Below are 11,274 nucleotides of genomic sequence, written 5' to 3'. Positions count from 1 at the left end.
CCCACCCTCCCTAGGAGCCTCCTGCCCCTGGCATTCTACCCTTGGTCCCGTAAGGGAAGCGAAAGGCCAGAGCCAGGGCCAAAAGGGCAGCCACGAAAGGAGGCCCCGCCATAAGGAAGCGGAAGGCAGCCTCCGGATTTGGCCCCGGAACCTCCCCGCTCACGTAGCCGAAGAGGGGGGTAAGGAGGGCAAAGGAAAGGGCCTGTAGGGGCCCGGAAAGCCGATTGATAAACCCATAGACGCTATAGTAGACCCCTTCCCGCCTCCTTCCCGTGAGCTGAGCGTCCCGGTCGATGACCTCCGCCAGAAGGACATCCCCCAAGACCAGCACCCCGCCAAACCCCACCCCGATGAGGAAGCCCACGGGCAAAGCCTCAAGAAGGGTGCGGGGCAGGGAGAGAAGAAGGGCCCCCAGGGCCAAGAGAGCGATGGCCAGGAGCCAGGCTCCCTTAGGGCCCAAACTCCCTGCCAGCCGGGCCCAGAGAAAGACCGAGGGCAAAGCGGCCAGGAGGACCGCAGCGAAGAGCAGGGAGGTAGCCTCCGGCCCCAGGCCTAGGGCGTACTTGGCGTAAAAGGGCATGGCCGCACCCAAAAGCCCCACGGCAAAGAGGAGGAACAAGGCGGCCAGGGAGTAGATCCAGAAGGCCTGGTTCCCCAGGGTGTAGCGGAAGGCGGGGATGAGGGGAAGAGGCTTGGCCAGCTGCGCCTTGGGGTCTTCCCGGATGGCCAGGAGGAAGAGGAGGACCAGCACCCCCCCGATGGCTCCATAGAGGAGGGCCATGCCAGAAAAGCCCACGGCGGTGTAGACCAGGGGGGTCAGGGCGATGCTCACCGCCAGGCCCACGAAGTAGAACCCCTGCCGCCAGGCGTTGGCCCGGGCCCGCTCCTCCTCCTTGTGGAAAAGCTCGGGGAAAAGGGCCGCGTGGTTCACCCAGGTGAGGGCGGCGAAGGTCTCAAAGAACAGGATCACCCCAAGGCAATACCAGAAGAGGGCAGGCCCCTGAAAGAAGGACCCGGGGACATCGAAGGTGAGGTAAAAGGCCAAGAGCAACAGGGGAAGCCCCAGGAAAAGCCAGGGCCGCCTCCGGCCCCAGGGGGTCCTGGTGCGGTCGGAGAGGTAGCCGAAGAGGGGATCGTTCACCGCATCCCAGACGGAAAAGACCAAGCGGGCCAAGGCGAAGGCGCTGGCGGCCAAACCCAGATGGTCCAGGTAGTAAAAGGCCAGGTAGGTGCCGAAGGTCTGGCCCGGCAGGGTTAGGCCCAAAGCACCCAGGGCATAGGCGATCTGGGCCGGGATCACCAGGCCACCCCCAGGGGCAGGATAGGCTCCAGATACTCCACCTCGAGGACATGGCGGGACCAAAGCCTCTCCCCCTCGTAGGCTTCCCCCACCAGGCGGTAGGCGCCAGGGGTAAGCCCCCTCAAAGCCTCCTGGAGGGGAAGGAAGCGGGCCTGGACCTCGAGGGGGCTTTCCCAAAGCTCCCCCAGGCTGAAAAACCGCCTGGCCTCCCCGGGGGCCAGGGCCACCTCCTCTTCGTAAAGGGAAAGGTCTTGCGGGCCTTCCAGGAAAAGGTGGACCCGAAGGCTTAGGGGCCTTTCCAGGTCGCTTACGAGCCAGGCCTCCTGCAGGGGAGGCCCCCCCACCTCCATCCTTTCCCGGTAGGGAACCAGGGAGAGGAGAACCAGGCTGCTGGCCTCCTTCAGGGCGTGATAGCCCTTCTTGGGGACCCGCTCCACGTCCACCACCGCCCAGGTGATCCCCTCCCAGGGCTCCACGAACATGAACTGGAAGTAGCCCACCACCCTCCCCTTCCCCCGCCGGTAGGCGTGGATGGCAAACTCCAGTAGCCTCGCCTGGTAGGCCTGGGAGTTCTCCACAAACTCCTCCAGGGACCCCCCAACCTCCACCCCCGCCACCCGGAAGGTCTCATGGGGCTGGAAGTTGTGGTAGGCCCAGACCTCCCACCTAGGAGGCCAGGCCGCCTCCCCCAGGACCCGGCGCAGGAGCTCCGCCCGGGGCAGGGCCTGGGCCCCGAACTCGGAAGGGAGAGGCGCCCCGGGGAGGGCCAGGAAGTCCCGTATATGCCCCCAGTACCACCCGGGGTAGGGGTGCTCGCGGAAATCCGAGGCCTCCTTCACCGGACGGGTGGGGTCTTCGGCCCTGAGGGCAGCGGAAAGGAGGGGGCCTAAGGTGTGGCGGTTGTGGGTGGGCTCGTTCTGGGCGCACCAGAGGTAAATGGAGGGATGGGCCCCAAGAAGCTCCACCATGGCCCGCACCTGGCGCAGGGCCTCCTGGGCGAAGGCCTCGTCGGGGGCGTACCCCCACTGCAAGGGGAAGTCCTGCCAGACCAGGATCCCCTCCCGGTCGCAGGCCCGGTAGAAGGCAGGGTGGGTCACGTGGGCGTGGACCCGCACCGCGTTCAGGTTGGCCTCCTTGAGGAGGGCCACGTCCCTTTGGGCCATGGCCTCTGTGTAGCCCGCCAGCCACTGGGTGGGGATGGCGTTGGTGCCCCTTAGGAAAAGCCTCCTGCCGTTCAGGAGGAGCCAGCCCTCAGGGTCCAGCCCCACGGTGCGGAAGCCCAGGGGGGCGCTGAGGCTGGCCCCCAGGAGCTCCGCCTCGAGGCAGAAGAGGTGGGGAAAGCCCCGCTCCCGCACCTCCCAGAGGGGCATCTCCGGGAGGTCCCACACCACCTCCCGCCAAGCCCTCCCCGCCTCCCCTTCCAGGAGGGCCTCCCCCTCCCGGGCTTCCCCCGGGAAGTTCTCCGGAAGAAGCCTCAGGCTTAGGGGCTCCCGAAAGGCCCTAGGGGCATCCACCAGGAGCCGCACCAGAAGCCGCCAGCCTCCGGGCCGGGGGTGGAGGCGGTGGGTAAGCCCGAGTAGAGCCACCTCCTCGCGGAAGAGCACCTCCACCCCGTCCCAAAGACCCCCTGTGCCCCGCTCCTGGCCCCTTGCCGTGGTCCCCCCAGGGCGGCAGTCGTGCTGGCCCAAGACCCCCTTGATCTGCCGCTTGAACCGAGGCCAAACCCCCAGGGGCTCCTTGGGGGCGGCAACCCGGAGGAGGAGCTCCCGCCCCGGGGGAAGCTCCAAGCGCCAGGGGAAGAAGTACCCCTCGTGCCGCCCCAGGTAGGTGCCATCCAGCCAGGCCTCCTGGTAATAGTCCCCAAGGGAGTAGAGAAACCGCCTTAGGCCCCCCTCAGGAAGGGAAAACCGGTACCAGCCCACCTCCGCCTCCAAGCCCTCCAGGGTCCACTGGTGGGGCAACGCCACCTCCCGCCAACCGGCCCGGGGAAGCTCCGCAGGGGTCTGCGCCTCATGGGCTAAAAACCAGGCTCTTTGCAGCCTCATCCTTCCACCTCCAAAAGGGCCTCTTGGAAGGGAGGAAGGCGGACGCTCCCGGCTTCAGCCCGGTACCCCTTCCCCTCCACCCAAGCTCTAAGAAGCCTCCCGCCGAAAAGCCTCAGGCCCACCCCCTCCCAGGGCCAGGGGTATTCCCCCTGGCTTTCCCAAAGGAGGCGGAAGCCTCCCCCCGCCCTTTCCAGACGGAAGCGGTCCCGCCTGGAGGCTCCCTCCCCATCCCCCTCATCCCAGTACAGGCGGCCTTCCGCACCGCCTTCCCCCGGGTAAAGGTGCAGGGCAAGGCCCCCTTCCTCCAAGAGGGGCAGGATGGACCCGGCCCGCACCAAAAGGGGAATCCGCTTTAGGGAAGCGGGAAGCCGTACCCGGGCGGGGCCCTCCAGGACTCCATCCTCCTCCCAGAGGTACCACCTGCCCTTGGACAAGGGCACCTCCTTAGCCCTGGCCCCTTCCTCCAGGACCGGGGCCACCAGGAGGTCTCTTCCCAACAAGAAGGCCTCCTCGAGGTCTGCCCCATCAGGCTGGCCCCCTTGCAGGAAAAGGGGCCTGAGGAGGAGAAGCCCCTCCCGGCTCGCCCGATAGGCCAAGGTGTAGAGATAAGGAAGAAGCCTTTCCCTAAGCTCCATAGCCCAGCGCACCCCCTCCAAGACCTCCTCCCCAAAGCGCCAGGGCTCCCGGCGCCTGGTCCAGCGGGCGGAGTGGAGGCGGAAAAAAGGGGTAAAGGCGGCAAGCTGGAACCATCGCACATAGAGCTCGGGGGAGGGGTTTCCGCTAAAGCCCCCGATGTCCGAGCCCACGAAGTACACCCCGGAAAGGGAAAGGCCCAGGAGGGCCCGCAGGGTGGTCCTCAGGCCCTCCCAGCTGCTCTCCACATCCCCGGTCCAGGCCCAGGCGTAGCGCTGCACCCCGGCAAACCCCGCCCGGGTGAGGAGGAAGGGCCGGCGAAGGGGGGCATGTTCCCGGAATCCCTCAAAGCTGGCCCGGGCCATGAGGAGGCCGTAGAGGTTGTGGGCTAAGGCATGGTCCCCCCCTTGGCCCTCGAGGGCATGGCGGATGCTCCGGGGAAAGGTGGGCTCGCCCCAGGCGGCAAAGAGGGCGGGCTCGTTCATGTCCAGCCAGAAGCCGGAAACCCCCATGTCCAAGAAGCCCTTAAGCCTCTCCCCCCACCAGGCCCGGCCCTTGGGGTCGGTGAAGTCGGGGAAAGCAGCAAGCCCAGGCCAGACGGGACCCAGGAAAACCTCCCCCGAGGGCAAACGGCAGAACACCCCCTTCCTTAGGCCCTCCTCATAAGGGGAAAATCCCCTTTCTCCCTTAATCCCGGGATCCAGGATGGGCACCGTGTGCACTCCTCTTTTCCGGAAGGTCCGCACCATGCCCCCCAGGTCGGGAAAGCGCTTTTCATCCACGGTGAACACCCTGTATCCCCGCATGTAATCGATGTCCAGGTGGACCGCCTTCAGGGGAAGGTTCCGCTTCAGGAAACCCTCCACCACCTCCTCCACCTCCTTCCGGGTCCTAAGTCCCCAGCGGGCATAGTGGAAGCCCAGGGCCCAGCGGGGCGGCAGGGGTGGAAGGCCGGTGAGGCGCACATAACGGGCCAGGGCTTCCTCCAGGGGCCCCGGGATCAGGTAGTAGCGGAAGGTTCCGCCAAGAAAGCCCACCAGGGCCTCGCCTTCCCGCAGGTCGGCAAAGCCATCCGCAGGGTTCTCGTAAAAGGCCAGGTACCCTCCCTCGGGCTTTTGGGAAAGCCAAAGGGGTACCGAAAGGTAGAGGGGATCCTCCCCGGGGCTGTAGCTTCCCCCAGGGTCCTGGTTCCAGAAACGGAAGACCCCACCCCGGCGGTCCAAGGTATAGGCCCTTTCCCCAAGGCCAAAGACCCTCTCTTCCGGGGCCAGGTGCACCCGGTGCCGCCAGGCCCTCCTCGAGCGCTCGGGGTAGGCCTCCTGCCTGAGAAGCCTTCCCGCCCCATCCCAGAGGGTCAACCCTTCCTCCTCCACCGCCAGGGCCAGGTGGGGGGTTCTAAGAAGGCGGCCTCCCTCCTGGCGCTCGGGCTCAAAGGGGGAGGCTTCCTCCGCCCCCGCCAGGGCGTAAGGAGGCACCGCCTCGCCGGGAAACCAGGTGAGGCGGAGGAGGTCCTCTCCCAGGAAGACCGCTTCCAGTTCCACCTCCTGGAAACGCACCCTCACCCCGCCGGGAATGGCCTTTAGGCCCAGGGGCTTCCCCACCCCTTGCCATGGGAGGAAGGGGGTCTTGGGCTCCCACCGATCCCGCTTCCTGGCGTACTGGATGGCCAAAAGGAGAACTCCCGGGCCCAGAAGGGCCACCATTTCCACCGCATTCCAAAGTTTCTTCAGCAAGCCCTTTCGCGGCGCACCCATAACCTACCCCCAAAGCATCCGTCTGGCCTCGCACCCCTCCAGGAAAGCCCGCACCCTCTCCGGGGGCACCTTGGGCCTGCGCCAGAAGTCCAAAAGCCCGTTTTCCTCCTGGAAGGTGTCGTAGAGCTGGGTGTAGCAAAACCCGCCCAGGAGGCTTTCGCAGGCCACCTCCAAATAACGGAGAACCTCCTGCAAGAAGGCCTCCTCCCCCTCCACCTCCCGGTACCCCCAGCCCGGGGTGGAGCCCTTGAGCCTTACACCCCCGAACTCGGAGAGGAAGGGGTGCACCCCTTCAGGAAGAACCTCCCAGGAAAGGGGCCGGCCCATGGGGGCCAGGGGAAAGGGCTTCTGGCGGTAGCGGCGGGCAAGGACCTCGGGGGGAGCGTAATCGTGCACGGTATAGAGGTCCCAAAAGGACCCGTGCTCAAAGCCGTCGTTATCCACCAAAAGGCGCGTGGGGTCCAAGGAGCGGGCCAGGAAAAACACGCCCTGGAGGAAGAAGCGAGCCTCAGGCCCCCAAGGCCAAAGGCCCCAGCTCTCGTTGAAAAGGACCCAGGCCACCACGCTGGGGTGGTTGTGGTCCCGCTCCAAGGCCGCCACCAGCTCGGCCAGGTAGCGCCGGGCGGCCTTGGGAGAGAAGCGGAAGAAGCTTGGCATCTCGGCGAAGACCAAAAGTCCTAGCCGATCCGCCAGGTGGAGGTAGCGGGGGTCCTCCAGCTTCTGGTGCTTGCGCACCCCGTTGAAGCCCAGGGCCTTAACGAGCTCCACGTCCCGCCTAAGGGCGGATAGGCCAGGCGGGGCCAGGTGCCCCTCCGGCCAAAGCCCCTGGTCCAGGACCAGCTTGGGGTAGTAGGGCTCCCTGTTGAGGAAGAAGACCCCTTGCCGGGCGGAAACTTCCCTTAAGCCCCCGTAGGAGTAGGCCTCGTCCAGAACCCGCCTTCCCCCGAGGAGGCGGAGGCACAAGGGGAAAAGCACCGGATTCTCCGGGCGCCAGAGGAAAGCCCCGGCCTCTCCCTTTAGGGGAAGCCCCAAAAACCCTCGGGCAAGCCCGCCGGCAAGGGGAAAACGGGCTTCCAGCCAAGGCTTTTCCCCAAAGGGAACCTCCCCCCGCACCCCCGGAAAAAGGGCCACCTCCACCGCATCCCCTTCCCCCACGGCCTGGACCTCCAGGTGGAAGCCCAAGGCCTCGAGGTCCGGGCGGAGGCGAAGGGAGGCGATATGGCTTTCCGGAACCCATTCCAGCCAAACTGGCTGCCAGATCCCCGTGGTCCTCGGGTAGAAGATGCCCTCGGGCTCCCCCAGGGCCTGCTTGCCCCTAGGCTTTTCCGGATCCGAGGGATCGTCCTCCGCCCGCACCAGGACCTCCAAGGGCCTCCCCAGGAAGGGGGTGAGCTCCAGGCCAAAGGGGGTATGCCCCCCTTCGTGTTCCAGGACCCGGGCCCCGTTCAAAAAGACCTCCGCCCGGTAGTCCACCGCTCCAAAGCGCAGGAAAAGCCGAAGGCCGGGCCTGGGCTTTACCCTTAGGACCTTCCGGTACCAGGCCACCTGCACCCAGGGTTCGCCCACCCCGCTACCCGGGGCCTCGGGGGGAAAGGGCACCTGGATGGTGCGGTCGAAGCGCACCTTCGTGGGGTCCTCGGCCTCGTTCAAGGAGAGGTTCCACGGGCCCTCGAGGTCCTTCCAACCCGGGCGCTGGAGGGTGGGCCTGGGATGGTTAGGGTCCAGCTTCATAGGGCTCTACTCCTTGATCTCGTGGGGGAAAAGGGCCGCAAGGAAGTAGGCCAGCAGGATAGCCACCCCCGGAATCACCGCCACCAGGAAGCGGAAGGCCAAACCCGGGTTCGGCCCGGGGTTTTCCCCGCTCACATACCCAAAAAAGAGTCCAAGGAGGGCGAAGGAAAGCCCCACCAAGGCCCCTGAGGCCCGGCCAAAAAGCCCCACCAGGCTGTAGTAGGCCCCTTCCCGCCGGGTGCCCGTCCCCTCAGCGTCCAGGTCTATCACCTTGGCCATCACCACCTCCCCCGTGACCCTAACCCCGGCAAACCCCACCCCCACCAAGGCCCCCACCAGGATGGCGGAAAGGAGGCTTTGGGGAAGGAAAAGGAGCAAGGCCGCCACGCCCATGAGGAGGTGGGCGAGCCGCCAGGCCCTTTTGCCCCCCAGGGTCCTTGCCAGCCGGCCCCAGAGGAAGACCGAGGGTATAGCCACCAGGAAAACGGCGGCGAAAAGAAAGGTGGTGGCCCCTTCCGGCAGGCCCAGGCTGTGCTTGGCATAGAAGGCCATCCCCGTTTGGATCACCATGCGCCCAAACTCAAAGAGAAGCCCCACCAAAGCCGCCACCCAGAAGGCCCGGTTCGCCAGGACCAGGCGGAAGGACTCCCTTAGCCCCAGGCCACTTTCCGCCTTGGGGTCCTCCTGGATGCCTGGGAAGAAGAGGAGAAAGGCCACAAGGGCAAGCACGGCGAAGAGGAGGGCCATGCCCAAAAACCCCACCTGGGCGTAGACCAGGGGGGCCACGGCAATCCCCAGGATCAAACCGAAAAGCTCCGTGCCCCGCTTCAAGGCCGCGGCTCCCGCCCTCTCGCCAAGGCCCCGGAACATCTCCGGGAAGAGGGCCCCGTAGTTGGTCCAGACCACGGTGGCCATGGTTTCATAAAGGACAATGCCCACGGCAAAGTAGTAGGGCAGGACCTGAGGGGAGCGGGCCCAGTCCGGCACCCAGAAGACCAGGAGGTAGAAGAGAAGAAACAGGGGAACACCCACAAGAAGCCAGGGCCGCCTACGGCCCAGCCGGGTCTTGGTGCGGTCGGAAAGGTGGCCGAACAGGGGGTCGTTGATGGCGTCCCAAAAGGCATACACCGTGCGGGCCAGGGCGTAAAAGGCAGCGGAAAGGCCGAGCTTCTCCAGATAAAAGAAGGCCAGATAGGTGCCGAAGCTCTCGGAAACCAGGGTGAGGCCCAGCTGCCCCGAGGCGTAGCGCCACTTTTTCATGATTCCCCCCAAAGGACTTCCCGCACGGCCCGCCAGGTGAGGGGGTAGAACTCGGAAAGGACCCGGCGCACCTCGGGGTGGGCAAGGGCGAAGTAATCCGCCTCCCGCGTCCTCCAGTCGGGAAGGACCCGGCCCTCAGGGGTGGGGAGGGCGCTGTGGTGGACCAGGTAGTAAAGGCCAGGGGGCAGGTTGGCCAGGTTCAGGTAAAAGCCAAGCCGCCCCTCCGGGGGAAGGCCATAGGGGTCCAGGAAGCGCACCCTGGGGAAGGGCACCTGGGCCATGAGCCTTTCCAGCTCCGGCAAAAATACAGGCGGGACCCCCAGGCCCTCGAGGCTCTCCGGGATCAAGGGCACCAGGCGGTATTCCTGGGCCAGGCGCACGTAGACCTCCGCCAGGTCGGGGCGGAGGACCGCCCCCTGGTGGGTGTCCAGGTGCGTGGGGGAGAAAAGCCTTTTCGCCGCCCCAATCTGGGCCCTTAGCTCCCGCTCCACCTCCTCGAGGCGGGCATTCTGCCAAAGAACCTCCAGAGAAGAAGGGAAATACCCCACTTCGTCCCGAAGGCTTTCCCCTTCCGTGAGGGGCCGCATCCTGGGGGCAGGCCACTCGCTGGTGAGCACCAGGTGCACCCCAAGGTCCTCTCCCCTGACCCCGCTGGCCCAGGCCCCTGGCACCATCACGCTTCCCGTGGGAAATCCCAGGACCTGGTAGGCTCCGTTTTGCGCATGGGTCAGGCCCAGGTCGTCGTGGTGCAGGAGGAGGACCCGCCGCCCAAGAAGCCCAAGCCGCTCCAGAAGGTCCATAAAAACCCCCTTTCCCTTCGGATTCCATCCTAGCGCACCACCAGAGAAAAAAGCAAAAAGGGGCTTGGCCAAGCCCCTCGAGGGGTTAAGCCCCTCACTCCAGGGCCAGCTCCACCAGCCGCCTTAAAAGCTCGGGGTAAGGTAGCCCTCCGGCGGCAAAAAGCCTGGGGTACATGCTGGTGGGGGTAAAGCCGGGAATGGTGTTGATCTCGTTGAGGTAGACCTCCCCTTCCGCCAGGAAAAAGTCCACCCGGGCCATGCCGCGGATGCCCAAAAGCCTGTAGGCTTTCAAGGCCAGCTCCTGCACGGTTTCCTGGGTACCGGGGTCCAGGGGGGCAGGGATCAAAAGCTCCGCCCGGCCCGGGGTGTACTTGGTCTCGTAGTCGTAGAAGGCCGCCTGGTAGCGCACCTCCCCCACGGGGCTGGCCTCGCCAAAGATGTTCCCCAGAATACCCACCTCCAGCTCCCGCACCCCCGAAAGCGCCTGCTCCACCACCGCCTTCTGGTCGTGGCGGAAGGCCTCGGCCAAGGCCTCCTCCAGCTCGGCGTAATGCTCCACCCGGTGGATGCCGATGCTGGAACCCGTGTTGGCGGGCTTCACAAAAAAGGGCGGGTCAAAGGGGATAAAGGGGCGCTCTCCCTGATAAAGGGCCACCCAGGGAACCACGGGAATCCCCGCCTGGGCCAGAACCCTTTTGCTTAAGTCCTTATCCATGCAAAGGGCGCTGGCCGCCACCCCCGCCCCCACGTAGGGCTTACCCAGGATTTCCAAGAACCCTTGGATGGTGCCATCCTCCCCCCACCTTCCGTGAAGCAGGGGGAAGACCACGTCATACCGGCTCCAATCCAGAGGAGGTGGAAAGGCGTGCCGGCCGATAGGGGCCACCTTGGCCCTAAGGGCGGCCAGGGCCTCCGCCCCCAGGAGCCACCTGCCGTCCTTGGCGATCACGGCCAGCTCGGTGGAAAAAGGCATGTGCTCCAAAACCCCCTGGGCGGAAAGAAGGGAAACCTCATGCTCGGGGCTTCTTCCCCCGGCGATGAGGAGGACCTTGGGCGCGGACATGCCTAAAGCTTAGCCCTTTTCCCTCAAGCCCTGGGAAAGATCCAGGCCGTTAAAACGGCCCGCACAGGGAGGAAGCCCCTCCTTCACCCAGCAGAGCACAGCTTCCTTGGCCGCCTCGAGGACCCGCTCCACCACCGGCCACTCCTCGGGAAGGAAGGGGGAAAGGACATACTCTGCCCCCAGTTCCCGGGAAGGGGGCTTGCCAATCCCCAAGCGCAGGCGGTGAAAGGCCTCGGTCCCCAGGGCCTGGGCGATGGAGGCCACCCCCCGGTTCCCCGCCGCGCTGCCCCCGGCCTTGAAGCGCAGGCGGCCCAGGGGCAGGTCCATCTCGTCGTGGACCACCAGAAGCCGGTCCGAAGGGATCTTGTAGAAGCGCACCAAGGGAGCCACCACCTGGCCGCTCAGGTTGTAGTAGGTGAGGGGCTTGAGGAAAAACCCCTTTTCCCCCTCCACCTCCACCTCGGCCAAAAGGGCCTCCCCCCTCTCCCGAAACTCCAGGCCCAGCCGGTCTAGGACCATGAAGCCCAGGTTGTGTCGGGTCCTGGCGTACCTCTCCCCCGGGTTCCCCTGGCCCACCACCAAAAACATCCTCTCCCTCCAAAAAGGAGACGGACTGCCCGCCCATCCCACCCCCTATCCCTTTCTCGCCATACCTTGCTCCCCAGGCGCCCGAGGGCGTGGCCTGGAA

At 65.9% G+C, this 11,274-nt stretch carries 8 protein-coding genes; all 8 read right to left on the bottom strand.

The genetic code is table 11. The features are described from left to right. Window positions 1-10: 10 nt before the first annotated feature. The 8 genes from C2847_RS00240 to pth all read right to left on the bottom strand — a co-directional run bounded on the left by C2847_RS00240 (window position 11) and on the right by pth (window position 11,174). Window positions 11-1,297, bottom strand: coding sequence for an MFS transporter (locus tag C2847_RS00240; RefSeq protein WP_105316581.1), 1,287 nt, complete (start codon window positions 1,295-1,297; stop codon window positions 11-13). Continuing rightward, the gene (locus C2847_RS12785; RefSeq protein WP_105316483.1) at window positions 1,297-3,345 is read right to left on the bottom strand and encodes a glycoside hydrolase family 2 TIM barrel-domain containing protein; all 2,049 of its coding nucleotides are present in this window, start codon (window positions 3,343-3,345) and stop codon (window positions 1,297-1,299) included. Before C2847_RS12785 ends, C2847_RS00240 begins: the two co-directional genes overlap by 1 nt. Then, entirely contained in the window at window positions 3,342-5,711 is a 2,370-nt protein-coding gene (locus C2847_RS00230; protein ID WP_279627857.1) for a glycoside hydrolase family 31 protein, read from the bottom strand. Before C2847_RS00230 ends, C2847_RS12785 begins: the two co-directional genes overlap by 4 nt. Before the next feature lie 24 nt (window positions 5,712-5,735). Further along, window positions 5,736-7,463: a glycoside hydrolase family 2 protein gene (locus C2847_RS00225; protein ID WP_105316482.1), complete on the bottom strand. Its 1,728-nt coding sequence runs from the start codon at window positions 7,461-7,463 to the stop codon at window positions 5,736-5,738. Between the two features lie 6 nt (window positions 7,464-7,469). Continuing rightward, complete coding sequence (locus C2847_RS00220) at window positions 7,470-8,723, bottom strand: MFS transporter (protein WP_105316481.1); 1,254 nt, start codon at window positions 8,721-8,723, stop codon at window positions 7,470-7,472. Then, entirely contained in the window at window positions 8,720-9,523 is an 804-nt protein-coding gene (locus C2847_RS00215; RefSeq protein WP_105316480.1) for a carbohydrate deacetylase, read from the bottom strand. The genes C2847_RS00220 and C2847_RS00215 overlap by 4 nt, the downstream gene beginning before the upstream one ends. A gap of 94 nt (window positions 9,524-9,617) precedes the next feature. Further along, the gene (gene ddl, locus C2847_RS00210; RefSeq protein ID WP_105316479.1) at window positions 9,618-10,586 is read right to left on the bottom strand and encodes a D-alanine--D-alanine ligase; all 969 of its coding nucleotides are present in this window, start codon (window positions 10,584-10,586) and stop codon (window positions 9,618-9,620) included. A 9-nt stretch (window positions 10,587-10,595) separates the two neighbouring features. Then, window positions 10,596-11,174: an aminoacyl-tRNA hydrolase gene (pth, locus tag C2847_RS00205; RefSeq protein WP_105316478.1), complete on the bottom strand. Its 579-nt coding sequence runs from the start codon at window positions 11,172-11,174 to the stop codon at window positions 10,596-10,598. Window positions 11,175-11,274 lie beyond the last annotated feature (100 nt).

It is taken from the genome of Thermus tenuipuniceus (genome assembly GCF_002964845.1).
Classification (GTDB): domain Bacteria; phylum Deinococcota; class Deinococci; order Deinococcales; family Thermaceae; genus Thermus; species Thermus tenuipuniceus.
The sequence above is the reverse complement of the archived record's forward strand: the minus strand, read 5'-3'. Positions and strand labels throughout refer to the sequence as shown.